This is a genomic window from Thermophagus sp. OGC60D27 (genome assembly GCF_052400625.1).
GTDB lineage: Bacteria > Bacteroidota > Bacteroidia > Bacteroidales > Marinilabiliaceae > Thermophagus.
The window spans coordinates 78,693-105,203 of sequence record NZ_JBQTGH010000003.1 but is presented as its reverse complement, the minus strand read 5'-3'; the positions used below and the strand labels follow the sequence as shown (position 1 = coordinate 105,203).

15 protein-coding genes and 1 riboswitch are annotated in these 26,511 nt (G+C 41.0%); of the genes, 13 read left to right on the top strand and 2 right to left on the bottom strand.

What is annotated here, in order from left to right; all coding sequences use genetic code 11:
- Window positions 1–101: 101 nt before the first annotated feature.
- The gene (locus ACT29H_RS04845; RefSeq protein ID WP_444820476.1) at window positions 102–704 is read left to right on the top strand and encodes a SatD family protein; all 603 of its coding nucleotides are present in this window, start codon (window positions 102–104) and stop codon (window positions 702–704) included.
- Window positions 701–1,414 (top strand): DUF3307 domain-containing protein, encoded by a 714-nt coding sequence (locus tag ACT29H_RS04840; RefSeq protein ID WP_444820475.1) that lies wholly within the window; start codon window positions 701–703, stop codon window positions 1,412–1,414. Before ACT29H_RS04845 ends, ACT29H_RS04840 begins: the two co-directional genes overlap by 4 nt.
- A 17-nt stretch (window positions 1,415–1,431) precedes the next feature.
- Here the strand turns inward: ACT29H_RS04840 and ACT29H_RS04835 are convergent, their stop codons facing one another.
- Window positions 1,432–1,770: a DUF6686 family protein gene (locus tag ACT29H_RS04835; protein WP_444820474.1), complete on the bottom strand. Its 339-nt coding sequence runs from the start codon at window positions 1,768–1,770 to the stop codon at window positions 1,432–1,434.
- A 178-nt stretch (window positions 1,771–1,948) separates the two neighbouring features.
- Window positions 1,949–2,149: riboswitch (cobalamin riboswitch) on the top strand.
- A 919-nt stretch (window positions 2,150–3,068) separates the two neighbouring features.
- On the opposite strand from ACT29H_RS04835, the gene ACT29H_RS04830 reads away from it, so the two are divergent.
- From ACT29H_RS04830 to ACT29H_RS04810, 5 genes are all read left to right on the top strand, one after another.
- Window positions 3,069–4,607 (top strand): acyl-CoA carboxylase subunit beta, encoded by a 1,539-nt coding sequence (locus ACT29H_RS04830; RefSeq protein WP_444820473.1) that lies wholly within the window; start codon window positions 3,069–3,071, stop codon window positions 4,605–4,607.
- A gap of 78 nt (window positions 4,608–4,685) precedes the next feature.
- Window positions 4,686–6,173 (top strand): acetyl-CoA carboxylase biotin carboxylase subunit, encoded by a 1,488-nt coding sequence (locus ACT29H_RS04825; protein ID WP_444820472.1) that lies wholly within the window; start codon window positions 4,686–4,688, stop codon window positions 6,171–6,173.
- A 249-nt stretch (window positions 6,174–6,422) separates the two neighbouring features.
- Complete coding sequence (locus ACT29H_RS04820; RefSeq protein ID WP_444820471.1) at window positions 6,423–6,938, top strand: biotin/lipoyl-containing protein; 516 nt, start codon at window positions 6,423–6,425, stop codon at window positions 6,936–6,938.
- A 212-nt stretch (window positions 6,939–7,150) separates the two neighbouring features.
- The gene (locus tag ACT29H_RS04815; RefSeq protein ID WP_444820470.1) at window positions 7,151–7,522 is read left to right on the top strand and encodes a hypothetical protein; all 372 of its coding nucleotides are present in this window, start codon (window positions 7,151–7,153) and stop codon (window positions 7,520–7,522) included.
- A 459-nt stretch (window positions 7,523–7,981) separates the two neighbouring features.
- Window positions 7,982–10,327: a TonB-dependent receptor gene (locus ACT29H_RS04810; RefSeq protein WP_444820469.1), complete on the top strand. Its 2,346-nt coding sequence runs from the start codon at window positions 7,982–7,984 to the stop codon at window positions 10,325–10,327.
- A gap of 1,487 nt (window positions 10,328–11,814) precedes the next feature.
- On the opposite strand, the gene ACT29H_RS04805 is transcribed toward ACT29H_RS04810, so the two are convergent.
- On the bottom strand, window positions 11,815–15,087 hold the full coding sequence (locus ACT29H_RS04805) for a S41 family peptidase (RefSeq protein WP_444820468.1): 3,273 nt from the start codon (window positions 15,085–15,087) through the stop codon (window positions 11,815–11,817).
- A 783-nt stretch (window positions 15,088–15,870) separates the two neighbouring features.
- Here ACT29H_RS04805 and ACT29H_RS04800 point away from each other — a divergent pair.
- The 6 genes from ACT29H_RS04800 to ACT29H_RS04775 all read left to right on the top strand — a co-directional run bounded on the left by ACT29H_RS04800 (window position 15,871) and on the right by ACT29H_RS04775 (window position 26,428).
- Window positions 15,871–16,407 (top strand): RNA polymerase sigma factor, encoded by a 537-nt coding sequence (locus tag ACT29H_RS04800; protein ID WP_444820467.1) that lies wholly within the window; start codon window positions 15,871–15,873, stop codon window positions 16,405–16,407.
- A gap of 141 nt (window positions 16,408–16,548) precedes the next feature.
- Entirely contained in the window at window positions 16,549–17,787 is a 1,239-nt protein-coding gene (locus ACT29H_RS04795; protein WP_444820466.1) for a FecR family protein, read from the top strand.
- A gap of 183 nt (window positions 17,788–17,970) precedes the next feature.
- Window positions 17,971–21,339 carry a SusC/RagA family TonB-linked outer membrane protein gene (locus ACT29H_RS04790; RefSeq protein WP_444820465.1) on the top strand — a complete coding sequence of 1,123 codons (3,369 nt, stop codon included), beginning with the start codon at window positions 17,971–17,973 and terminating at the stop codon, window positions 21,337–21,339.
- Between the two features lie 171 nt (window positions 21,340–21,510).
- Window positions 21,511–22,962: a RagB/SusD family nutrient uptake outer membrane protein gene (locus tag ACT29H_RS04785; RefSeq protein ID WP_444820464.1), complete on the top strand. Its 1,452-nt coding sequence runs from the start codon at window positions 21,511–21,513 to the stop codon at window positions 22,960–22,962.
- A 21-nt stretch (window positions 22,963–22,983) separates the two neighbouring features.
- Window positions 22,984–23,442, top strand: a complete 459-nt coding sequence (locus ACT29H_RS04780; RefSeq protein ID WP_444820463.1) for a hypothetical protein — start codon at window positions 22,984–22,986, stop codon at window positions 23,440–23,442.
- 142 nt (window positions 23,443–23,584) lie between these two features.
- A complete protein-coding gene (locus tag ACT29H_RS04775) occupies window positions 23,585–26,428 on the top strand; it encodes a M16 family metallopeptidase (protein WP_444820462.1) in 2,844 nt (947 codons plus the stop codon).
- The last annotated feature ends 83 nt before the right edge of the window (window positions 26,429–26,511 follow it).

Sequence of the window (26,511 nt, the reverse complement as noted above, 5' to 3'; positions counted from 1 at the left end):
TTTAAGAGCCGATATTTGTGATTATCGGTTCTAAGGACGATATTTAGGAATGTTGAATTACGGGTTTGACTTTGGAATAAAAATCAATAAATTTGAATTCAATGAAGAGAGCTGTAATAACTGGTGATATAATAAGATCTCGCGACAAAGAACCAGAAAGTTGGATTAAAGAGCTAAAATCTGTACTTGTTCAATATGGCGAGGAACCTTCGGCGTGGGAAATCTTTCGTGGAGATAGTTTTCAATTGATGGTGGAACCTTCCTCTGCATTGATGGCTGCCTTGCACATTAAAGCGTCTATGAAATGTGTTAGTGAACTAGATGTTCGCATGGCTATCGGAATAGGGGAGGTGACTCATTGGTCGTCAAGAATCACTGAATCCAACGGACCGGCTTTTATTTTTTCAGGCGAATGTTTTGACCAATTAAAAAAGCAAACCTTGGCATTGAAGACAGATCATCCTGAAACGGATAAAGCCCTGAATATTATGCTTAAGTTGGCTCTTTTAACCGCCAATAGCTGGACGCCTAAAGTGGCCACTGTAATAAAAACCTTTATTGAGCATCCTGATAGTAATCAAAATGATATTGCACAGCAGCTTGGTATTTCCCAAAGCAATACCAGCGAAGCCCTCAAAAGAGGAGGCTTTAACGAAATGATACAATTGGATGGGTTTTACAGAGAAAAAATGGCCGGCCTATGACTTCTCTGATATTAAAACTTTTAATTGCCCATTTTCTGGGCGACTTTGTCTTTCAGCCCGATAAATGGGTAAAAGAGAAAAGGGAGAAACAGTTTCAATCCGGGTTCTTTTACTTGCACCTTGTTGTTCATGCTTTTTTTCTATGGCTGGTGTTGGCGTTTCAGTGGTATTATTGGCCATTGGTTTTAATCTCTATTGCCAGCCATTTTATTATTGACGGGATTAAGTTAAAGCTGGAGAAAAACATTAATCCCCGATTGCTTTTTATGGCAGACCAGTTTTTTCATCTGATGGTCATTATCCTGTTGGTGGATCTATATGAACCCTTTTCTTTCAACGTCCAATGGCTTTTTACTTTTCCTGTATTGTTGCTCATAAGCACCTTCTTGATGCTTACATCGGTTTCATCGGTTATTGTCAAAACCTTAATGTCCGGATGGTCTTTTAGCGAACTCAGCCCCAATGAGTCGTTGCCAAATGCCGGAAAATATATTGGCATGCTGGAGCGCCTGTTTATTTTTGCTTTCATCGTCTTTCACCAATGGCAGGCTATTGGTTTTCTGATCGCCGCAAAATCGATCTTCAGATTCAGCGATATCTCCAGGGCAAAAGACCGAAAACTTACTGAATATATGCTCATAGGCACCTTATTGAGCTTTGGGTTGGCTACTCTGACCAGCCTGTGCTATCTCTATGTGGTTGAAATCTAGTGGTAGTGGGTGAAGGTTTAATTGATACATGTTTCCAAGGCTATTTTTGGAAATGGGCAGCGTTCAAGGTCAATTTTTTCAATCCCCAGTAATACTCTCATTTCTTTTACTTCTTGCGCGTTCATCAAAAGAGTAATGTTGCGATGGTGCACAGGAATAATGATCTTTCTGGAATAAGGGGAGGCGGCATTCATCTTCTCCCAATGATTGGCTTTGATGTTTTTGAAGAAATCCACAAAAAAATTGAATTGGGAAGGAGAAAAGGAAAAACTTAGGTTATTGTATTCAATGTGGATGTTGTTGCATTGGTTGCATCTAAAAATAGTGCCGTTGGTTGTTTTGTTGATTATTTTCATCGTGATTAAGAATTTTTCTCAAAAATGGGCTGATCCGTCTAAAACAACAATCCCCATTTATTGTGATTTTTAATAGCAAAAGAAAGCTTCGAGGATATTTAGAGATAGAGAGAAAAAGATAAATTATCCAATATAAAAATGGAACGATCAAAGAAAATTATCTATATTTGCTTTTGTCATAATACCAATATTTATCGGCTTTCTTTTTGATAATCAATTAAAAAGAAATTAAAAGGGAATCCTGTGAAAGTCAGGAGCTGTCCCCGCAGCTGTAAGTCCTTAACGTGTTTTGATACCTGCAATGCCATTGACCATATACGGTTGAGAAGGCCATCAAAACAGGACGAGCCAGAAGACCTGCCGGTAAAATTTTGATCCGTAGCTTTCGGGCGAAAAGCAAAGGAGAGGCAGAGTATCCCCAAAACAACCGATATTTTCCTGTCCATTTCTTTTTCCGGGAGTTGCATTAAAATTTTTGCTCATCTTAAAATGCTATGCAATGAAGAAAAATGCAGCTTTATGTGTTGTTGTCACCCCATTCAAATGCGGGCGGATTAATATGGCCCCTAATAAGTCAATGGGAAATCTTTTACTGTTAATTGGTGGTTCAAGAACTCCTTAAGGTAAGGTCTCAACCAGTTAATGCGTCCTTAAATTTGAACAAATCGTAGCATAATAGAGTTGAAATCCCTTAGCTGGATAATGTATAGGGAAACGCATCCTTGTCGGCTTTTCTGTTTAAAGTGCAAGAAACAGGAATGATTTATCTGCCCATAAATTGACAAGGTGTAATTTTCCTTTGTTAACCTTACTTAGCCCAAATTTAACGGAGCCGCATGAAAAAATAGATAACTATGCATGTCGAAAAAAAGGGTGTTTGGCGTTTAATATGTGTTGGTTTTAGGCAAAACATCCTGATCTGTTTCTTTCTGTAAAAGCGGTTCCGTTTTATTTTTTTACTACTACTAAAGCTATTTTCCACAAAGAATTAATGGTTGATAGAACTCAATAGGGTCATTGGTGCCGGAAAACAATTTTGAGAAACCATTGTTTATGGAAGGTATTGTCCGGTGGCTTAAGGTTGCTACCATTTCTTTTGGGTTTTTATTATGGACATTGATGAACCAATATCGAACCACAATAGGTTGAATAATAGATTATTGTTGCGGGTAAATGTTGAGAAATCAGTCTTGGAGAATACCAGTTCCATAGCCTTTGTTTATGCTCAGCTGACACTGTTGATATTGGGGTAATGATTTGTACTTTAAAAAGTTTTGAATGCTCTAATGTAAAATATTATGCAAGACAACAGGTTACCATACCGGAAGTTTTATGCCAGACAGGAAAAGCTGGAAAACCAATATTCCGGTAATTACTACGACAAACAGCATTCTAAGGGAAAGCTGACCGCCAGAGAGCGTATTGACTTGCTTTTGGATGAAGGAAGTTTTGTGGAAATAGATGCCTTTGTTAAGTCTTTAGATCCCAGTAAAGATTTTTATGGTGATGGGGTCATTTGTGGGTTTGGAACGATCAATGGTCGGAAGGTTCTCTTATATGTTCAGGATTTCAATTTTTTGGGAGGATCTCTTGGGCATGTGCATGCCAAAAAAATTCAAAAAGTACAGGATATTGCTTTGAAAATGGGATATCCAATCATTGGACTTATTGACTCGGGAGGGGCGCGCATACAGGAAGGCGTGGCCAGTTTGGCCGGCTATGCGGGTATCTTTAAACGAAACGTCCAATCCTCGGGGGTAATCCCTCAGATATCCGTTATTCTTGGTCCTGCCGCCGGTGGTGCCGTTTATTCCCCGGCATTGACCGATTTCCGTTTTATGGTTAAGAATACTTCCCACATGTTTGTTACCGGCCCGGAAGTGGTGAAGGAAGTGCTTAACGAAGAGGTTTCATTTGAAGAATTGGGAGGAGCTGATATTCACTCTTCAACTTCAGGGGTGGCCGACTTTGTTTATTCGGATGAAGAGAATTGCCTTCTCGGCGTTAAAAAGTTACTCTCTTATTTGCCTTCCAACAATGTGGAACATCCGCCGGTAGCTCATCGTGACGATATTGAACCTCCAAGACTGGATAATATCTCTCTGATTATTCCGGATGATTCCGGTAAACCTTACGATATTACCGATATCATTACCCGTTTAGTGGATACCGGCAGCTTTTTTGAAGTGGCCGAAAATTTTGCACAAAATATTGTTACCGGGTTTGGGCGATTAGATAATCAGGTGATTGGAATTATAGCCAATCAACCCAAATTTCTGGCCGGAACGCTCGACATTAGTGCCGCACGCAAGGCTTCCCGTTTTGTGCGCTTTTGCGATGCTTTTAATATTCCAATCCTGGTTCTGGAAGATGTCCCCGGCTTTATGCCCGGCCAGAATCAGGAACACAATGCCATCATTATGCATGGAGCCAAACTTCTCTACGCCTTTGCCGAGGCCTCCGTTCCAAAGATTACCGTGATCTTACGAAAAGCTTATGGTGGCGCTTACATCGTCATGAATAGCAAAGACATGGGAGGCGATTTTAATTTTGCCTGGCCAACAGCTGAAATGGCAGTTATGGGACCTGAAGGTGCTGTGAAAATATTAAACCGAAAAGAGCTGGCCAAAGCAGAAGATCCTGAAGCATTACGTAAAAAGCTGGCTCAGGACTACAAAGAAAATATAGCGAATCCTTTCATTGCAGAGGAAAAAGGATTTATTGACGAAGTGATTGATCCCGCCGATACAAGAAGGATACTAATATCCACCTTTGCTTTGCTGGAGAATAAATATGAGGAAAGAATTTCCCGAAAACACGGCAACATACCTCTCTAAATGATCGGGCAAGTCGGACCGACTTTGCTGTTGTTAGAGAAGAGCAATCAATTTTTTAGATAAGATGAATTCGTTGTTATGGAAATAAAGTCTGTTTTAATAGCCAATCGGGGCGAAATAGCCATTCGAATTGCTCAAACCGCAAAAAAAATGGGTATCAAGACCTTTATGTTTCTTACCCATGAAGAACCCAATGCCACCTACCTTAAATCGGCCGATGAGGTGATCGATGTGTCGGAAGAAACTTTTTACAATGTATTTACCAATATCAATAAAATCATTGAATCGGCGCTGAAATATAATATCGATGCCATTCATCCGGGGTATGGATTCTTATCGGAGAATCCGGCTCTGGCCCGGGAATGTCTGCATCACAATATTGCTTTTATCGGTCCATCGCATCAACATATTGACGAGATGGGCAATAAAGGCGTTGCACGGGATATTGCCATTAAAAATAATGTGCCGGTTTTGCCGGGAAGTAACGGCGTCATCACCTCATTGGCCGAGGCCGAAAGGACAGCTGCTTCCATTGGCTTTCCTGTAATTATAAAGGCGGTTGCCGGCGGAGGTGGTAAAGGGATGCGTGTGGCCTATGCACCCGATGAATTGCCGCGGATGTTTAATGCAGCTTCACGTGAGGCCATGTCGGTTTTTGGGAATGCCGCGGTGTTTATTGAAAAATATGTGGAAAATCCAAGACATATTGAATTTCAGGTATTGGCCGACAAGCATGGAAACGTCGTCCATCTTTTTGAACGGGAATGTTCCATTCAGCGAAAACACCAAAAGTTGTTGGAAGAGGCTCCGTCGCCCGCCCTCGATGATGAGACACGTAACAAAATAGGTCAGGATGCTGTGAAATTGTGTAAAGCCACTGGATATTATAGTGTTGGTACGGTTGAATTCCTTGTGGATGAGCATCTGAATCATTTCTTTATGGAGATGAATACCCGCATTCAGGTGGAGCACCCCGTTACCGAAGAAATAACAGGTATTGATCTTATTGAGCAGCAATTCAGAGTGGCCAATGGTGAAAAGCTGGCGTTTACTCAAAAGGATATTAAGCGAAAAGGGTGCGCCATTGAGTTTCGCATCAACGCGGAAGATGTTCAAGCCGATTTCTCGCCCGACAATGGCATTATTGATACCATTAAATTCCCGCGAAAACGACGCATCAGAGTAGATTCAGGTTATGTGGACGGCGATATTATCCCTTCCTGCTACGACTCGTTGATTGCCAAATTGATTGTTAAAGGGCCCGACCGAAAATCCGTCCTGAAAACGGCTATGAGCACCATTAACAACATCAAAATTAAAGGGGTGAAAACAACTTTGCCTTTCTTCAAAATGGTTCTTAACAACGATGCCTTTAAAGAGGGGAATTATTCCACTTCTTTCATTGAAAAGGAACTGGAACAAAACTTTTATCAGGAAGATAATGAATTGGTAGCAGCCATTTATCTGGGCATGACTAAATATCTGAATGAAATTAATAGCATTGATCATCAACAGATCAGTGAAAAGAAGGTGAGTCCCTGGCGATTGAGTCGTTTTTTTAAGTAAGACAGCACGCATTGCGGTGCTGCCAAAACCACCATGGTGAGCCACGATAACAATCCGGTCATGTGCCAATGGTTATTTTTGTTCGTCATTTAGCCGCGAAGGGACGTTATATTTATCAAATGGTTCCTGGCTTTTAAATGGATGAAACGAACATGGCAAAAAGGCAAATGCCACCGCACCATCGGGGTAAGAATATAATTTAACTGGGCGAGTTTCATTAGAACCATTAAATAGAAAAACTTTATACGGATGAAGACACGAAACAATCGATATATCGTATTGATCGAAGGCAAAAAAATACCTGTAGATGTTAATAAAGGAAGCATTCAAAAGATTGGCAAAACCCAACATGAAATGTCGTTGGAGAGAGTGGATTCCGATGAGTTTATGGTGAATATTGACGGCAAACAGCATTCAGGGGAAATTATTCGGCTGAAACAAAACAAATGCATCGTTGCCGTCAACGGTAATACCTACAGTTTTGAAATCACTTCTGAATCGTCTCATAGAAGAACCAGAAAAATCAAAGAGCAAGCTGCTTCTGCCGCACTGAAGCTTACGGCACCGCTTCCGGGGAAAATTATGGAAGTAATGGTAACACCCGGACAAAAAGTGAAAAAGGGAGAGGCTCTGTTAGTGTTGGAAGCCATGAAAATGCAAAATGAAATCCAAAGCCCCGTCAATGGAACTATTAAAAATCTGAATGTTCAGGCAGGAAGCCCGGTGATGAAAGACCATATTTTGATGGATATTGAAGTGGAATAGCTTATTGTTGTTAATTTTCATCCTCAGTCGGAAACATGGAATTTGGTCAACGGCTGATCGATAATTGGCTGAATACCATATTCAGGAAGGTCTCTAAGTCTTTTGAAAGGCATTGCCTGACCTCAATATTTCTATCCCTTTTTTTTGGTATTTTTAAACGCGCTTATCAATAACCCAAGGAATAAACCAACAAAACTCTTATTTTTGCCTTCATGAAAGAAGGCCTTGATAGTAGAATTATTCGATTAACAGCGCTTATTTTGGTCGCTGTTTCGACAATGCTTGTTGTCAATCAGGCTCTATTTATTCATACGCATATTGACGCCAACGGAGAGGTGATTGTTCACTCACATCCTTTTCAGAAGGGGGATCAAAAGGATATACCGGTGAATGCTCACCATCATACCGGTGCTCAATATCATTTTTTTGACAGTTTAACCCTTCTTTTTCCCATTCTTTTCCTGGCAATAGCTCTGTTGCATCTTTTGATCAAACAGGACTTTTTTATTGCCGATGAGACCATCTTTATTTCTTCTTTTTTGGTGGTTCGTCAAGGGCGCGATCCACCATGTTTGTCTCATTGATTTTGCCATTCCTCGATTTTTTACTTGCGGTTATATTTTAGGCCAAAGGGTGTTCCGGCTTGTTGATATTGGCCGGTCTTGTATGGAAGTCCTGTTTTGTGGAATAACGGCTGAAACGAGCATGACAACAAAGAGTTGTCACAATAGAAACATGTATAAACGGATGATCATGCGAGTTCCATCAGGCCAATGTATTAGATATATTAAATGCGGATGAAACGCCATTTTCTTTTCCAATGATTGGAGCGACAAAACAGAGCATAAATGACCGGAAGAGGGAGAGTATTGTCTTGTTCTTCAACCGTTCTCTATTAATCGTATCACTCTCTTTTGGTCGCCTTTGAGTGATTTCGGAATGGCTGAATCAGTGCTTCAACAATTTTTCTGAGGACATGGTTCGTGACCGTTATTTTTCCACACAAATTTCAAAAGTTAAACTAAACCCAAATTATTAGATACATGAATTTTTTAAGATCATTTCTATTAATTATCACTGTATTATTTCTTAGTATTGCTCAAGCTCAACAAAAAAGATCGGATGCCAATATCGTAGGACATGTGGTGGACCAAAACGGAAATCATATTCCTTTTGCCAATGTCAGTATTGTCAATACGACTATTGGTACGGCCACGGATGAAACCGGTCATTATCGGCTTATCAACCTTCCGGTAGGGCATCACCGGGTGAAAGCTCAATTTTTGGGCTATAAACCACAAGTTGTGGAAGTTGACTTGAAAGCCAATGATACCAAAGAAATTAAATTTCAACTTCAGGAAGATGTACTTGGCGTTGAAGAGGTCGTGGTTACGGCCGATCGTAACGAATCGAACCGTCAGGAATCTTCTACCATTGTCAATACGCTCACCCCTAAGCTTTTTGCAACAGCGCAGGCCGTTACGTTAAGCGACGGCCTTAATTTTTGTCCGGGGTTGCGGATGGAGTCCAACTGTCAGAATTGTGGCTTTTCACAGGTTCGCATGAACGGGATGGAAGGTCCCTACTCTCAGATCCTCATCAACAGCCGCCCCATTTTTAGCGGATTGGCCGGGGTGTATGGACTGGAACTGATCCCTTCCAATATGATTGAGCGTATTGAGGTCATCAGGGGTGGGGGATCGGCCCTCTACGGCAGCAACGCCATTGCAGGAACCATCAACCTTATTCTTAAAGATCCCATTAACAATTCCTATGAGTTTGGAACGGGAAACAGCATTACCGGGATTGGGATGGATGGTGCCGGGGATCCTTCACAGGATTATACCGTCAATTTCAATGCATCGGTGGTTTCGAATGATAATAAAACCGGAATGGCGGTATATGGTTTCTTTCGCGACCGTGAACCCTTCGATGCCAACAATGACTCTTTTTCCGAACTTACAGAATTGAAGAATACCACCTTCGGAGGAAGAATCTTCCATAGGTTTGGAACGCGGGATAAATTGACGGCCGACTTTTTCAATATTAAAGAAAGCAGGAGAGGGGGTAACAAATTTGACATGCCCGAACATATGGCTGACATCACCGAAGCGGTGGAACACAACATTACGACAGGTGCACTGGCTTATGATCGTTTCTTTGGCGAAGCTGATAAGTTGTCGGTTTATGTTTCCGGGCAAAAGGTGGTTCGAGACTCCTACTATGGCGCTGAGCAATCCTTGGCCGATTATGGCAATACCAAAGACTTTTCCTATACCGTGGGTGCTCAGTATAATGCAGTTTTTCGGAATTCAAACCTATTGGTCGGGATCGAAGATATCGGTGCCCGGTTAAAGGATAAAAAGCTGGGATATCCCGATTTGGAAGACCCTGATTTTACCGTTGAAAACGGACCTTATGTCCCCAATCGTATGGTGGCCGACCAGACAACCAATACGTTCGGCCTTTTTGCTCAGTACGAATGGGATATTAATAAACTCAACATTTCTGTCGGTTCCCGTTTCGATCGTTATACCATCGAAGATGAGGCCGAAAATACCTCCACTTCCGGAAATGTTTTTAGTCCCAGAATAACCCTGAAATACGACATCCTGAAATCACTACAGGCCAGAGCCAGCTATTCGCAGGGATACCGGGCACCTCAGATTTTTGATGAGGATTTGCATATCGAGACTTCGGGAGCCAAAAAAATCCTTCATGAAAATGCCGATGACCTCACACAGGAAACCAGTCATAGCTACATGCTGTCGCTCGATTTCAACCAACAGGTGGGTAAAGCCTTCCTGGGGGTTTTGGTCGAAGGGTTCTATACCCAACTGGATAATGCCTTTGCCAACGAATTTGGAGAGCCCGATGAGGATGGTACCGTCATCTATACCCGTGTCAATGCCGAAGAAGGGGCTGTGGTGAAGGGAATCAACATAGAGGCCAACCTGGTCCCTTCCGATAAATGGGAGCTTAAAGGCGGTTTTACCCTTCAGAGCAGTGAATATGAAGAGGTGCATGAGCTGAACGAGACCCGATTTTTCCGTACGCCGGATACCTATGGGTATTTTACCATCGATTGGGATCCCTTCAAGAATTTTTGTGTCTCATCTACGGGTAATTATACCGGCTCGATGCTGGTTCCCTACAACGAAAGTGTCCTGCGCGAATCCGATCCTTTCTTCGATTTTGGGATGAAACTGCGTTATACTTTTCGTATTAACGGTGCCAAACTACAATTATATACGGGTATGAAGAATATTTTCAACTCGTATCAGGATGATTTCGATTCAGGTGTGGACCGCGACCCCGCCTATGTGTATGGACCATCGCTTCCCAGAACCCTCTATTTCGGCATCAAATTGGGAAATATGCTGAAGTGAAAACAGGCAAAATAGGCTATTAGGCTACTCGGTCATCCGGTAATTGGGCTTAGGTCTAATAGTTTAATAATCTAGAATCTAACAATCGATCCATCTTTTTATCAAAATTCCTCAGGGTGTTACATGGTGTTTTTCTCTGAAACGCTATGTACACTTTGGGGAATTTTTGTGTTTTACAGAGTTCACCAGAGTGAAAATTAGACATTTTAGATACGCCATTTTATTTCTGCCATTAAACCCGAAAAATGCATTAGAAAATCTATTACGAATCAAAATTGCTGCCAATCAAGTCGCAAGCTAACTTGTTTCCATTCACCATAGCGATGCGATGCCTCATTTCAACAAGTTCTTAATTGCACTTTTAATTCTCACGACCAAGTTCTATGGCAATTTTCGGGTTAAAATTTATTCCAAGCCCTATTCTTAAACAACTGACGATCTCAACTGCAGGCAGTTGAAACCGGACACCTTATAAGGTGTTTATCCGACACCCCTATAGGTGTTTACCAGACACCCCTATAGGTGCTTATTAGACACCCTAATGGGTGTCTGACTCTTATTGGTGAAGGGGGAGGGGTGCTCCACGACATAGTTGGTGAGGTTGAATGACGGAAGTAATGGGGATTGTTTAGTTTCATCTTCCTGTTTTCCATACTTTTCAGGTATTAGGTTGACGAGGTATTGCCTTGATAATGAAATTAATTCATTAATGGGGTCATAGAGAGTGAAGGACAAAATAATACTGTTTTTTCAAACCATCCTCTTTCAATTTTATGAGGAAAACTATATATTTTGAAATCAGATGAAGCGAGCATGACAATGTAAGATAGTCACAATAGAGTGTCTATATACCCTGAGTCATGTGAGTTCCATCTGACCAATGAATGAACCTAATTTTATACTGGTGAAAATGGGCAAATTTGTACCTTCCTTTTCTATGAGCTATCCAGCAAATTATCTAATACACTACTTTGGTTTTATGTCCCCTAAAAAAAATTATAAAGAATAAATTACAAATTATTGCTTCCAAATTTCATGAAACAATAATTCGTTATGAGTATAGCGTCAATACTCAGAGCCAGATAATTGAAATTACGCTGCTTAACCTTTATGGAGACAATGAATGGTATCTGCAAGAAGAGGCCAGAATTGTGGCTGAATTCGAGGGATTATTTCAACAGAAAACATTGTTTTTATTTCAGAGAATTCTCTTACAGAAATTAAGAATCCGGAGTATGAGGTGAGCTATGGAGAATCATTCAGGTCCATACGGGAAAAAGGTTCATAATTTAGCAAAACCTACAGAAGAGAACGAAAGAAATAATACGATTCAGCTGAGATGAAAGGGAAGAAACAGATATTTCGACTTTTAACCTAAAAACTTATTTGTATAAACAAACCCCTGACGGTATCGAAATCAATTTTTTCATACCATCAGGGGTTTTAATATTGTTCTGCTTTATTCAAAGCGGACGAGCAATACAGCTTTATTTAACCGGCGCTTCGGGTATTGTGGGCAGCGGTTTACGGTTCTTCATCTGTTGCATAACCACTTCGATGGCTTTGTTTAGTTGTTGATCTTCACCGTTAAACTCTTTCCACGGATCATTTTCTATTTCGATATCGGGCTGTACTCCTTTCCCTTCGATGATCCAGTTCCCTTCCATAGAGAGCGAGGTGAACTGAGGAATTCTCAACTGTGTACCGTCGATGAATGGGAGCGAACCGGTGATGCCTACGATACCTCCCCAGGTGCGGGTACCAATGGTGGTTCCAATACCAAGGGCTTTAAATCCAAAGGCGAAGAGGTCGCCATCCGAGGCGGAATATTTATCGATAAGCGCCACTTTGGGACCAACCTGAGTTTGGTTGGGGACGGGTGTTATTTCCGGCGAGTTTCTTCGCATATTCACCCGATAGGCTTCTCTGGCCAGACGTTCCAGAATCATAGGCGACACGTTTCCGCCTCCGTTGCCACGGTCGTCGATGATGAGACCTTTTTTGTCGAGTTGCGGATAGAAAAAGCGCACAAACTTGTTCAATCCATTGGGACCCATATCGGGGATATGAATGTATCCCACCTGCCCGTTGGTGGCTTCGCTCACTTTACGGATGTTTTCGTTCACCCATTTGAAATAGTAGAGTTCACTTTCATCGTCGATGGGGGTAACCAGAACTCTTTTGGCACCCTCAGTCGATGGTTTGCTGTTGACCAGTAATTCTACGGTTTGTCCGGCTTTTCCTACCAGTAGTTCAAAAATGTTATCTACCGATTTCACCGACTGCCGGTCAACGGCCAGGATATAATCTCCTTCGCTGACATCCACACCCGGTGCCTGCAGCGGTGAAAACATCTGGTCGCTCCAGGGAGCACCATCCAGAATTTCGGTTATTTTGAAATACCCGGAGGCATCCTGGGCTACGCTAGCTCCTAGCAACCCGGTTTTGATACGTTTGCTTTGGGGCTTTTCTCCGGTATTGACGTAGGCATGTCCCACGTTAAGTTCTCCAATCATTTCCCCAATCACATAATTGAGGTCGTTGCGATGATTAACATAAGGCAGCAATACGGCATATTTATCATGAACAGCCTGCCAGTCCCGACCGTGCATATTGTCCACATAGAAGAAGTCGCGCATTTGTCGCCAGGCTTCATCAAAGATCTGTTTCCATTCTGCGCGGTAGTCCACCCTGGTTTTCATGCCTGAAAGATCGATTGGCTCATCTATGGTGATGGCGGAAGATGGCAGATCAATCACTTTCCATTTTTTGCTTTTTCCCACCAACATCTTTTGATTATCGGGTGAAAGAGTGTAGAAATAGTTGCCCAGGGCTTCTTCTTTTTCTTTCTCCAAATCGAAAACGAACAAACCTTTCTCATCCTGGCGTACCTGGAATTGTCGGTTATAATAAACCTTTCCGTTCACGCAGCTGATATTGTAATAATGTCCCGGAACAATGGGCAGGGCGACGATGCGTTGGGCTAATCCGTCGAAATCAATTTTAACGGTGACTTTTTGTTCTTTCTGTTCACCATTGTCTTTGTTATTAGCTTTTTTGTCTTTTTTGCCGTTGGTTTTATCGCTCTCTTCTTCCATTGGCTTCACATCTTTATTTTTTGGAGCGAATGGTGAGGGCGTGGCTTTATCCAGAATGGCAAAATAGATGCGGTAAGAGTTGATGTAGGCATGATTCCATTCGGTTTCACTATACACCGGACTAAAGTCGCGCTGCGAGCTAAAGAAGAGATACTTCCCATCGTTGGAGAAAGAGGGGTAACCCGAGTCATACCATTTTTCGGTAATCATTTTGGTTTCACCCGTTTCGATGTTGGCAACTTTTATAACGTCCATACGGTTAGGCATTCCGTCGGTAAAGGCGATCCAACGACTGTCGGGGCTCCAGGCAAAGTCGCTCAGTTGAGAGAAATTACTTTTCGCAATCATTTTGGTTTTTCCCGAAGGAACCTCGGTGATCATCAGCCTGTAATGTTGATCGTTCCAGGCAATATACCGGCTGTCGGGACTCCATCCGATGTTGAATTTGTAGGTGTCGGCTCCGGTCGTTAGCTGTTTTGCTTCTCCTTCACCGCTGGCGGGTTTAATCCATATTTCATATTCACCACTCTGATCGGAGAGCCATGCCATCCATTTTCCGTTGGGTGAATATTCGGCATCCCGGTCATGAGCGCCGGGCGAGAGCGTGTGATTATAAGTGATTCCTTCTTCTGCGGGCACTGAGAAGAGTTCACCCCTGGCCGAGAAGAGTACTCGTTCGCCTTTGGGTGCCAGACTTACCGCATTAATGTCATCTGAAGCGTCTTTGATTTCGTTACGAGCCAGCACCATGTCGTTGTTGATGGTTACGGGAACCTGTTTTATTTCTCTGGTTTTGGCATTAAATGTGAACAGAAAGCCTCCCTTTTCAAAAACAATGGTGTGTCCATTATGGGAAGGAAATTTAATGTCGTAGTCGGTGTAGTTGGTTACCTTTTCGGTGTCACCTGTTTTGGTATTATAAACAAAAAGGTTCATGGTTCGGTCGCGATCCGACAGGAAGAATATTTCCTCTCCAATCCACATGGGGAAGATGTCTTGCGCGTCATTGTTTGTAATAGCTTTGGTTTCATGCGTGTTAAAGTCGTGAATCCAAATTTCGTCGGCCATACCGCCCTGATAATATTTCCAAGTACGGAATTCTCTGAACACACGGTTATAGGCCAGCCGGCTTCCATCCTCATTGAAGGATGAGAATCCTCCTTCGGGGAAGGGCAATTGTTCGGGCATTGTTCCATCGACAGACACTTTATACAAATGACCTTTAAATGAGTTGAAAGTTTTTTTGCGCGTACGGAATACAATGTTCTGTCCGTCGGGGGTCCAGGTCATGACAATGTTATTGGGCCCCATCCGGTCAGATACATCGTCTCGACCCAATGTAGCAGTAAAAGTTAATCGTTTTGGAATGCCTCCCTCGGAAGGCACAACATATACTTCAGTATTTCCGTCATATTGACCGGTAAAGGCAATCTGTGAACCGTCGGGCGAGAAACGGGCAAACAACTCCATGCCTTTATGGGAGGTAATTTTACGTGCCGTGCCCCCTTCAATGGGCACCGTGTACAAATCGCCGGCATAGGTGAATACAATCTTATCGTTGCTGATGCCCGGAAAGCGCATCAGTCTGGCATCCTCGGCCATAAGTATGGCCGGAAGGGCAATCAGCCAAGAGAGGGATAGAAATAGCTTTTTTAAATTCATGATGTTTAAATTTTAATACTTATGTGTATTAGGTCAACAATAGATCTTAAAATTACTTCGCAATATTTGAAATTGAATGATTGGTATGTTGTTAAAAAAGGAATTTGTTTTAGTTTTTATCTTGTTTCGCTATTTGTTGGAAAACTATTTTTTTAAATGTTATTGACATGGCCAGAACAAGAATGGTTTATTCATCCGTATAAAGTTTGTCTAATTTATTGGTCTGGTGGAATTTAAAATTGACTTTTAATGATTAGTCAATAGTCTCCGGAGAAACTAACACTCATGACTATTCACGAACCAATAAAAACTGCTTCTTCCAGTGCATTCCTCAATGGCTTCCTTACTTATAGACTGTGGCTTATAATAAACTTGTGGAATACTCATAAAAGCAGATATTTTAAAGGTACAGAGATGAAAAATCCTGTCAAAAAATCCTAAGCCTCCGTTTCGGCAACAATGCAATCGGAATGCAAAATTAAACTTAAGCTAAATTTTCGAGGAATGACAACATAAAAATATTCAATTTGATCGGATATTAAAAATAATTACCCATCAGCCATTATCAATACCTGATTATAGAAGGCCATTGTGGGACCTGTATTTTATTTTTTTGTGGATGGTGGATTGTAATCTTTGTTAATCGTTGGCATCAGGCCAATGAAATATATTATTTTAGCATTTTTTCTCAATAATTACTTACCCTGCCCAGGTTATTAAGAAAGAATAAACCATTCCCCGTCATGGGATACAATAAATGGCTATCAAAAACAAAGCACTTATATGGCTGACGATAAGATACTTTGGGAGAATTTTAAGCAGGGGAAAAATTCCGCTCTATCGGCCATTTATAATCAACACGCAGATTTTTTGTATTACTACGGACTCAAATTTACCTCCGACGAGGCTATGGTGTTGGATGTCATTCATGATTTATTTTTGACATTAATCAAATCGAGGAATAATCTGGGCGATACTGAGAATATCCGGCTATATCTTCTTAAAGCGTTTCGGCGTTTGATACTGAAAGCCATGAAAGGGGCAGGGATTTATTCTTCCATAGATACCTCATACGTTCCTTCAGATGAAGTTTCTTTTTCCATTGAAGAGGAAATAATGGAAAGAGAAACAAGGGAGGAACAAAAAGAGACCTTGTCCCGGGCACTTCAATCGTTGAAATCTCGCCAACAAGAAATATTGTATTATAAATTCACCTGTGGTTTCGATTATGAGGAAATTTGTGAAATTATGGGGATTCCTTATGATACAGCACGTCAGTTGGTTTCAAGGGCTATTCAGACATTAAGGAAGAAGATCTGATTTCGAGGAGATAAGTCGGTCATTCAAAGAAGTCGATTGTATCAATATGAAAGAAAAAGAAGAGGAGAAATATTTTTTTGAAAAAAAAATTGTAAAAACTGTCACAAATCATCGTTTTCCACCTATTTATTAATAAACAGGATGAAACTCAAAAGATATACAGGTGTCTCTGTAGAGGAATTGATTCAAGACACTGGTTTTATTTCGCTGGTATCAGAATTGGACGAAAATGAATGGAAGTCAGAATTGGCTAAATATTCAGGGGACGTACAGGCGGCGTTCAGAGAGGCACGTGATATGGTTCTTTTGTTTGGCGCAGGAGAACCTGACGGGGAAATGCCCCGGGCCATGAAACGGCAACTTTGGAATAGGATTATTTCTGATTACCAAAGAGAAAAATCCTTGAGGGCAGATGGTTATCGCATCAGAAAGTATATAAGTGTTGCGGCCATGCTGGTAGTGGTATTATCGTTGGGAGTATTTTGGTATTTGAATAATTCTGCCGACGAAGCAACCTATCGGTTTTCATCTGCCGAATCGTGGATGTACGCCGATAAACCGGTATTATTCTTGTCGAAGGGCAAACAGGTCGAGTTGGAAGGAGAAAGGAAGGAGATTGTCGTATTGGAGAAAGAAAATGCCTTACGCCTAGGAGGAGACAGTATTGTGAAAAATGTTGTTCCGCGGGGTCAGAAGGGCGGGCAAGTGGTACTGAATGAAGTTACAGTACCTTATGGTAGCCAAACCAAATTGGTATTGTCAGACGGGTCGAAGGTGTGGTTGAATGCCGGCAGTCGGCTAGCTTTTGCACAGGAATTTACCGGTGATAGCAGAACTGTTTTTCTGGAAGGTGAGGGTTATTTTGAAGTGGCTGAGGACAAGGAAAAACCTTTTTATGTGAAGACCTCCTCTGTGGTCATTAAGGTGTTGGGAACCAAGTTCAATGTGTCGGCCTATAGCGAAGACGATAAAGTAGAAACAGCTCTGCTGGAAGGGCGTGTAGGCGTTAGATCTTTGAAAGGCATAATTAATCAAAATGTAACCATTGAGCCGGGACATAGGGCCATCTATTATAAAGCTGGAAAAAAGATGCAGGTGAAGGAAGAGGTCAATATGGCGCCGTTTATTTCCTGGCGGGAAGGATGGTATCAGTTTTCCAATGAAAAGATTGCTAACGTTTTGGCAAAACTGGAGCGCTTTTATAATGTGAAGATTATTTTTAATGAGGAGGATATTGATCAGGCGCTTCCCATAAGCGGAAAATTAAATATGTATAATTCTATTGATACTGTTTTGACTACTCTTTCCATTGTGGCCGGTATCGAATACCAGATTCTGGATGATCACATTCTGGTGAACGATCGGTATTCCGGGGAGTAGCTATTTCGGAGTTTCCGGCCTGCTAATAAGATAAAGATCAGTGTTAATTTTCTATTGGCGGAATTTAAACCATAAAAATTCCGATGCACGACTGTTATGGTTTGATGGAACAAACCAGACAAGAGGAGGTTTGCCGTCATATAGTGAAAAATTATAATAATTAATTAGGTGATACGAAAATTCATGAGAAAAAAAGGAACAGGAAAAAGAGCTGCCAACAAAATCTTAAATCCTTTGAGGTTAATGGGTAAACTGACATTTGTTTTTTTGATTTCCGGAATCATGATGGCTTCTGCAAATGAAAGGGGGCCCCAGACAATGTTGATGCTGGAAATGAAAAATGTGACGGTTGCGGAAGTGATTCAAAAAATAGAATCCATGACCGATTACATTTTTATTTATAGTGAGGAAAATGTGGATTTAAACCGTAAGGTGGATCTTATTTCATTGGATGACGATATTGAATCTGTGTTGAAGAAAGTATTTGACGGAACAGCAAATAAATATACCATAAATGATCGTCAAATAATTCTATTCCGTAAAGATAATCGTCCAATAAATAAGCAGACTAATCAGCAGAAACGGCCAGAGCGAATAGTAACCGGAACGGTTTTGGACGATCAAAACTTACCTCTTCCGGGGGTTAATATTATTCTTAAAGGAACCGGATATGGAGTGGTGACAGATACGGAAGGAAAGTACAGTATACGTGTACGGGAGGGGATGAATGAATTTCTTCGTTTTTCTTTTATTGGAATGAGAGTGCATGAGGTTGCGGTTGGAGATCAAAATGAAATCAATGTGGTGATGCAACCCGAAGAGCAGATAATCAATGATGTGGTGGTGGTAGGAGCCTATGGTAAGAAGCAAAGCCAAATAGATATGACCGGAAGTGCCTTTCAATTAAATGCAAAAGATTTAGAAGCACTACCATCGGGAAGAGTAGACCTGCTGCTGGATGGTATTGTCCCCGGTGTACGTATTGAACCTAATACGGATGCTCCTTCCAGTACCAGAACGCGGTATAATATGCGGGTTAGGGGGGAAGCGTCTCTGTCGGCATCGAATGAACCATTGTGGATTGTTGATGGGACGCCCATATTTACTGGCGACAGAACAAATATGATTACAGGGGTAGAAGTGTCTGTTAGCCCTTTATCCTACATTAATCCCGAGGATATTGAGTCAATTACTGTATTGAAAGACGCCTCTGAGACATCAATTTACGGGGCCGACGGAGCCAATGGCGTCATTCTTATAACTACTCGTCAGGGGACAAAAGGAGCCACCCGTATTAATATTTCCGGACGTTACGGCGTGTCAATGATAAATGAATCTACCCGCTTTAAAGTATTAAATGCGGAAGAATACTTAACACTTGCCAAAGAGGCTTATGTAAATGCCGGAAAAGATTTGGCTTATTTCCCTTTTCAAGACAATGATTTGAATCAATACAGTACCACCAATACCGACTGGTATGATGTATTTTACGGCTTGGGACAGACCTATCAGGGTAACCTCACTCTGAGTGGGGGCAATGATAAATCTACCTATTATATTTCCGGTGGCTATTATCGTGAAGAACAAACAGTGATAGGAAATAGCCAGGACCGTTTTTCTCTTCGCGTCAATGATGACTTGAATTTGGGCAAAAAGCTAACTGCCGGGTTCCGTGTCAGTGCATCTTATAATGTCAACAACATTTTTAACCCCGGAACTGATTATTATGAGTTCCTTCCCATATATTCTGTATATAACAACGACGGCTCTTTTAGACTGTATAACCAATATATTGACGGAATGGATGCAGAGGGAAATCCGTACTGGAAAACAGCGAAGTTTTTCAATAGTGTGGCAGAACGTGAAGAAAATGATCACATACAAAAAACTTTTGCTTCGAACAGTAATATTTCTCTAAAATATAGTGTAAATGATGACTTGTCTGTTACCTCTCAAATAGGCGTCGATTATCAAAGTTATTTCGAAGAACAGTATAGCGCCAGAACAAATTGGTCAGGCATGTCTCTCTCTGACGGCGAGCCGATAGGCTATTCATCACGGAGACATTCCAATTTTTTATACTGGACCAATATCGAGCGGATTAATTACGATAGAACAATTGGCAAGCATCATATGGATGCCATGTTGGGCTTTGAGATGAGATCTCAAAAAAGAAATTCTGTAAGTGCCAGCGGAGAAGGGTTTGTCAACGACCATATTAAAGAGATTGCTTATGCAGAAGATCAGGATGGAAGCAGTAGCTCAGACCTTGACAGGGCAATGTCATTCTTTGCCAGAGGTGGATATTCCTACGATATGAGGTATTATCTTAACTTAATTTACCGAAGAGACGGTAACTCCCTTTTTGGTGAAGATGTCAGATGGGCCAATTTCTGGTCGCTTGCCGGCTCCTGGAATATTCATAAAGAAGATTTTTTTGATGTGCCGTTTATCGACATTCTTAAAATAAAAGGGAGTTATGGAACTAATGGAAATTCCCGCTTAGGAAATCGTCAGGCCGAAGGGGTTTATTCTTATAGTGAGAGTTATAATTATGTCAATAATTCTGGAGTAGCATTGACAATGAGTCCCAACCCCGGTCTTAGCTGGGAAACAACTTATATGACCAATTTAGGGTTGAGAGTTAAATTTTTAAGGCGAATTGAAATTGATGCTGAATGGTATAATAATAAAACTGTTGACTTGATCAGTAATGTGGATGTTTCCTGGACAACGGGAAATACTACGATTTACCGTAATGTGGGATCTATCAGAAACAGAGGATATGAAATAACTGTAAATTCCGTTAATGTGTTGACACCGGAGATTCGATGGTCAACTCGGTTGAATGCTTCCCATAATAGCAATAAACTACTGGAATTGTATAATGGAATAGAAAAGGCCATGGGAACGAAAATCTGGCGTGAAGGGTATGGCTTGGACACCTATTATTTAGTCCGATGGGCCGGAGTGGATCCACGTGACGGTAGCCCTATGTGGTATGATGCAGAGGGTAATATCACCAAAAACTACAGCTATGATTATCGTGTCCCCTATAAATCCTCTTCGCCCGACTTGGACGGGGCTCTTATCAATACTTTAGAATATAAAAACTTTGAGTTTCAGGTAATATTAAATTATGTAATTGGCGGTTATGGGTTTAGTTCTTTTGGACGAGGAACTTCATCCGATGGATTAAATATCATGTCCGAAAATCAGTCTGTTAATCAGCTTGACAGATGGCAGGAACCGGGCGACCTGGCATTATCACCTAAACCCATATGGGGTGTTTCTACCAGTTCTACGATGAATTCAACACGTTATCTTTATGAAAAAACTCATCTTAGACTTCAAAACATCTCATTATCATATAATTTACCCAAATATCTTTTGGAAAAGGTAAACCTGAACGGGTGTCGTATTTCCTTTATTGCGGATAATCTGGGCTTATGGACCCCTTATGATCACAGTGACAGGAACTCATATAGACAATCAATGAGTGGTTATCCTATGGAAACCATGTATTCATTAAACGTCAATTTTTCTTTTTAAAATCATGGGCTGAGAAATTTACCTGAGTATCAGAAGGGATATTTTCCGGAGCAACGGAGCTCAGCTCGATTCTGATTTTTCAGCACCAATTGATTTAAAGAATACAATATTATTCATTAAGCATTAATCTCGGACGAGAAAATATTACAAGATTAAAAATACAAGGAAATTATGATATATAAATTAAAAGTAATAAAGGACATAGCTCGCAAAAAGGAAAGACTTATAGTCCTCTTATTAGTTATTGTAAACGGATTTTGGAGTTGTGATTTTTTGGAGGTTGATCCTCTCGGGAAAACCACGATTCCTATTTTGTTTTCAGATATGGATGGCATTCGATCGGCTCTGCCGGGCGCTTATAGTGCTGTTTATGAGTTTTATGATAATAATTCCTATCAGTATCCTGACGTGGCTGGGGATATGCTCTATTTAAATGTGGTAGGAGATAATGCTACCATGATAGATCAATACAATTTTTCATCCACCCAGGATGATGCTACCGGAACGGTGGGACATATCTGGCGTTATGGCTATGAAGCGTTGGCCAACATTAATAATATCATAGAATATCAACCCTCGTTGGTTGAACAATTTCCTCAAAATATTACCGAATTGAATCAGATAATGGCCGAAGCGTTGTTTCTGAGAGCTTTGGTACACTTTGATATATGTCGCTGCTATGCTCAACCTTTCAACTATACCGATGATGCTTCTCATCCCGGCATTCCGGTGGTTCTTGAAATCCCGGGGCCGGATGATAACCTTCCTAGAAGCAGTGTGGCTGAGGTGTATGACCAAATTGTGAAAGACCTTGATGAGGCTATTAACCTGTTTGACGGAACAGAATCAAAAGGCCCCTACTACGCTTCATTGGAGGCGGCCTATGCTCTTAAAGCCAGAGTTTTAATGTATATGGAGCAATGGGATGATGTTATTTTTTATTCGGATATTCTTATTGAAAAGATGTCGTTAACCAATCGGGACGATTATACAGACATGTTTAATAATTTAGAAGAAGGCGAAGAAATGATATTTCGAATAAATGGTCTGAATAAGAGCTCTTCTTTGGCTTCATTCTATTCTCCTACTTCACCGGTGGCTGTTCCGGCTGACACATTGATCGGTCTGTTCGATAATCCAAATGATGTGAGATTATTGCTTTTAACAGATGATGACAACCAGCCGGTATGTAAAAAATTCTGGATCTCTGCTGATGTGAGTGAAATGAATAAGCATTACGATCCTATTGTGTTGCGTTTATCCGAGGTTTATTTAAATCGGGCAGAAGCCTTCCTTAACAAAGGAATGTATAATAAAGCAGCCAATGATATTAAAACCATTCAGGCACGTGCAATAGGTGAAGAGGCTGAAAATATTGTGATTAGTGAAGACCCTGCTGAACTTGAGATAATTATTGACCAGGAAAGGGCAAAAGAATTGTGTTTTGAAGGTAGCAGATTTTTTGATATTACCAGGAAGAAAAAAGATTTGGTGAGGGAAGTATCCACCAGTTCATCCGTGCGGTATATTGCCTACCCCAGCGATTTGTTTGTGCTCCCAATTCCTGAGAAGGAGCTAAATGCCAATAAAAATATTACTCCTAATCCGACCGTGAATAATTAGTTTCTTGAAAAGAAAATATAAATGAAGACAAAAAGCTTATTTCCCATTTTGTTGATGTTAGTTTTTTTAGCCTGTAACGAAAATGAAACAGAGGTTTATGATCGTCCATTTATCCATATCATGTATGAAGGGGCGTCGTCGATAAAGGTTTCTTCCAAGGCTAATGTATTAAAAGAGTACAACATTTATTTGAGTTCTAAACCACTATCCCAAAATTTGGTGGTTGACTATGAAGTTTTGGTAGGAAACGGATTGGAGGAAGGCGTAGATTTTGAATTGATTACGCAAGGAAATACTATGACCTTTCTACCGGGGATTTATGAAATGCCTGTGAGAATTAAGTGGCTCCCTAATGCATTGGATCCTTCAAAAGATAATAGTATTGTTATTCGTCTTACAGGTAATAACCTGGGATTTACGCTTGGGTTGCCGGGGCCGGATCACCATCAAACTGAACTCAAAATTACTAAAACCGAATAATAGCGTTGTAATTGGGCGATAGAACCCGATAACGGAGTATGTTATTGCCGTGAAGTATTGAAGAGGAATCAGGGCATATGCAGCGTTATTAGTGTTGGAGCATCTTGTTACCAATTCGTTCTTGAATCGAAATTTATTTCCAATGATAAAATTAAAAACTCTTTTTCTTTTGTTCTTGTTGGGGAGCTCATTTGCTTTTGGGCAGGAATTGATTCAATCCCCAACTTTATTAAAAGGCCAATTAAAAAACGGACTGACCTACTATATTCTTCCTAATGATTATCCCAAAGATGAAGCTGTATTCCGATTATTCATAAAGTCAGGATCGGTTTACGAAGAGGACGACCAACAGGGATTGGCGCATTTTATCGAACATATGGCTTTCAATGGTACGCGGAATTTTCCGGGAAAAACGCTGATTGAGTTTCTGGAATCAAAAGGGGCCAAGTTTGGTGTGGATTTCAATGCCCACACTGCGATGAATGAGACTGTTTATAAACTTACCATGCCTGTTGAATCAAAAGGTTTGCTTGATTCTACCCTCATGGTTCTTTCCGATATTGCAGGGGGATTGTTATTGGACAGTACAGAAATAGAAAGTGAACGGGGCGTGATTGTTTCAGAATGGTTGCAGCAAACCGGTCCCGAACGAAAAGTCCGGGAGGCTTTCCTGCTGGAACTTCTTAACGGATCTCGTTATTCGGAAAGATTAACCATTGGGGATACAGCTATTATAAAGAATTTTCCTCATCAGCGATTAAAGGATTATTATGAGAAATGGTATGCTCCTTCTGTTATGGCAGTCGCTGTGGTGGGTGATGTGGATCCCAAAGAAACCAAGAAATTAATAAAACGTCGGTTTGGAAAACTTAGCTCCGATCTTTTAACGCAGACCCCTCCTTGTTATGAGATTCCTGATTTTGAGCATGTGCAGGTTAAATACGTACATCATTCCTCGCTGGATAAGGTGGAATTAAATATTATTCAGTTGGTTGATAAACCTTCGGGCGTAAAAACAGAGTCGGACTATTATGCCTATTTACAGCGGCAATTAATGAATAAACTATTCAAGGAGCGTTTTGCCAATCTTTCGTTCTATGATCCTCCATATAACAATGGCGGCTATGCACAAAGCAGCTTTATCAATGTGAAAGGGATTTTAATGGGGTCGGTTGATCTGGTGCCGGGGCGAATCGAGGATGGTATAATAAAATTTGCAACGCATTTTGAACAGATTTTCAGATATGGTTTTACTACTCTGGAGATAGAGAAGATCAAAACCAGGTATTTAAATGCTTTGCGTGATAAAGCAGAGTCAAAATCACCCATAGAATCAAAATCATTTATTACTGAAATATACTCCGACTTTTTTGCCGGAAACAAGATTGTGGATATAGATTATGAATATCAACTGGCAAAAAAATATGCCAGCCTGATTGATTCTGTATCTCTGGCCAAACAGCTCCAGCAAATAAGGAATAGAGATAAGACTCATTATATGGTGTCTTACTTTGATAAAGTCTCGGAAGAAATTCCTTCCCAAGAAGAGCTGCTGGCCATTTTCGATTCAATAGCAGGAAGCGATATAGAACCCTACGAGCTGGCTTATAGTGTGCCCGACCAATTGCTGCCTGAAGATCCGGTTGGGGGAAAAATCAAAGAAATAAAAGAAGTTAAAGAAATCGGAGCCCATCGGATTCTTCTGGAAAATGGGGCGGAGGTCTATTATAAATATTCCGAAAGAGAAAGCAATTACATTAAGCTGAGCGGTTTTCGAAAAGGCGGATTATATGCCTTAGACAGTGCCGATTATGTAAACGGTATTTTTGCGCGGAGCCTGGTGCCATTAAGTGGTGCCGGGGCGTTTCAACGGGAGGCTTTGAGCCATTTCCTGGCAGATAAAACCGTTTCATTGCATTTCGTTATTGAAAAAACTCGTTCCGGAATTGTCGGCAGCTCCGATCATAAGGATATGGAAACGCTGTTCAAATTACTCTACCTAAAATGGAGTGAACCACGAGCCGATTCTGCCGTGTTCCGTCAAATAAAAACCAAAACCATAGAGAAGTATCTGACATCCAATAAAACTGCACAGGACACTTTTTATCAGGATTTAAATATTTTACTAAATGGTCGAAGTTATATCCGTCAGGAGTTGAATGATACTGTTTTGGAAAAGTCACTGCGTTTTGAAAGGATGCTACCTGTATTTCGTCAAAGCTTTGGGGAGGCAACGGGGTTTAGGTTCGTTATTCTTGGAGATCTTCCGTTTGAGGAGGTAAAGCCATTGATCATTAAATATATTGGTGGCCTTCCCAAGGGAGATGGTCCGGATCGTTTCGTTTACCAAGGCCCCAACTTTTCCGATGCTGCACCGAGGTTTGAACGAAATGCCGGAAATAATCCGCGGTCGGTGGTCTCTTTAGTTTTTCAGGATTACAATTACCCGGGAACGCTGAGTCAATATAAAATAAAAGCAGAAATGATGAAAGCTGTCATCAGGACTCGCCTTCTTCAAACCTTGCGTGAAGAGATGGGGAAGGTTTATAGTGTGGGAGTACAGGCGGCTGCCACCAAATTTCCAAGGAAATACAGAAGGGCTACCATTAGCTTTTCCTGTGCTCCTGAAGATGTAAATGCTTTAATAGACAGGACTTTTGATGAATTGAAATCCCTTTCTGGTAATCCTGCTTTGATTAAACCGATATTGGATGATGTGAAAAAAAACCTTGTGAAAGATTGGTATGCTGATATGCAAAAGAATTTGTATTGGAGCAGGGCCTTAAGGAACCAATTGTTCTATGAAGAAGAATATTGGGATGCAATTATTCATTACGATGAAGTGGTAAAAGCGGTTACAGCAGAAGAATTGGCTGCCATGATTCAGAGTAATATTTTAGGATTGCCGGTGATTAAAGGCATTTTGAATCCAAGGGTGGAAGTATCTGAAGTTGATGGTCATATATCGGCTGAGCAGAAAATGTGATGCGTATTCCAGCTAAATTAAAAATCAGGAAAAAGAAATTATGATCCGATAACAATTTAGTTGGTGAGAGAAAACTATTTTCT

Coding starts and splice junctions, on each gene's coding strand:
- ACT29H_RS04845 (WP_444820476.1), top strand. CDS start 102: ATGAAGAGAGCTGTAATAACTGGTGATATAATAAGATCTCGCGACAAA.
- ACT29H_RS04840 (WP_444820475.1), top strand. CDS start 701: ATGACTTCTCTGATATTAAAACTTTTAATTGCCCATTTTCTGGGCGAC.
- ACT29H_RS04835 (WP_444820474.1), bottom strand. CDS start 1,770: ATGAAAATAATCAACAAAACAACCAACGGCACTATTTTTAGATGCAAC.
- ACT29H_RS04830 (WP_444820473.1), top strand. CDS start 3,069: ATGCAAGACAACAGGTTACCATACCGGAAGTTTTATGCCAGACAGGAA.
- ACT29H_RS04825 (WP_444820472.1), top strand. CDS start 4,686: ATGGAAATAAAGTCTGTTTTAATAGCCAATCGGGGCGAAATAGCCATT.
- ACT29H_RS04820 (WP_444820471.1), top strand. CDS start 6,423: ATGAAGACACGAAACAATCGATATATCGTATTGATCGAAGGCAAAAAA.
- ACT29H_RS04815 (WP_444820470.1), top strand. CDS start 7,151: ATGAAAGAAGGCCTTGATAGTAGAATTATTCGATTAACAGCGCTTATT.
- ACT29H_RS04810 (WP_444820469.1), top strand. CDS start 7,982: ATGAATTTTTTAAGATCATTTCTATTAATTATCACTGTATTATTTCTT.
- ACT29H_RS04805 (WP_444820468.1), bottom strand. CDS start 15,087: ATGAATTTAAAAAAGCTATTTCTATCCCTCTCTTGGCTGATTGCCCTT.
- ACT29H_RS04800 (WP_444820467.1), top strand. CDS start 15,871: ATGGCTGACGATAAGATACTTTGGGAGAATTTTAAGCAGGGGAAAAAT.
- ACT29H_RS04795 (WP_444820466.1), top strand. CDS start 16,549: ATGAAACTCAAAAGATATACAGGTGTCTCTGTAGAGGAATTGATTCAA.
- ACT29H_RS04790 (WP_444820465.1), top strand. CDS start 17,971: ATGAGAAAAAAAGGAACAGGAAAAAGAGCTGCCAACAAAATCTTAAAT.
- ACT29H_RS04785 (WP_444820464.1), top strand. CDS start 21,511: ATGATATATAAATTAAAAGTAATAAAGGACATAGCTCGCAAAAAGGAA.
- ACT29H_RS04780 (WP_444820463.1), top strand. CDS start 22,984: ATGAAGACAAAAAGCTTATTTCCCATTTTGTTGATGTTAGTTTTTTTA.
- ACT29H_RS04775 (WP_444820462.1), top strand. CDS start 23,585: ATGATAAAATTAAAAACTCTTTTTCTTTTGTTCTTGTTGGGGAGCTCA.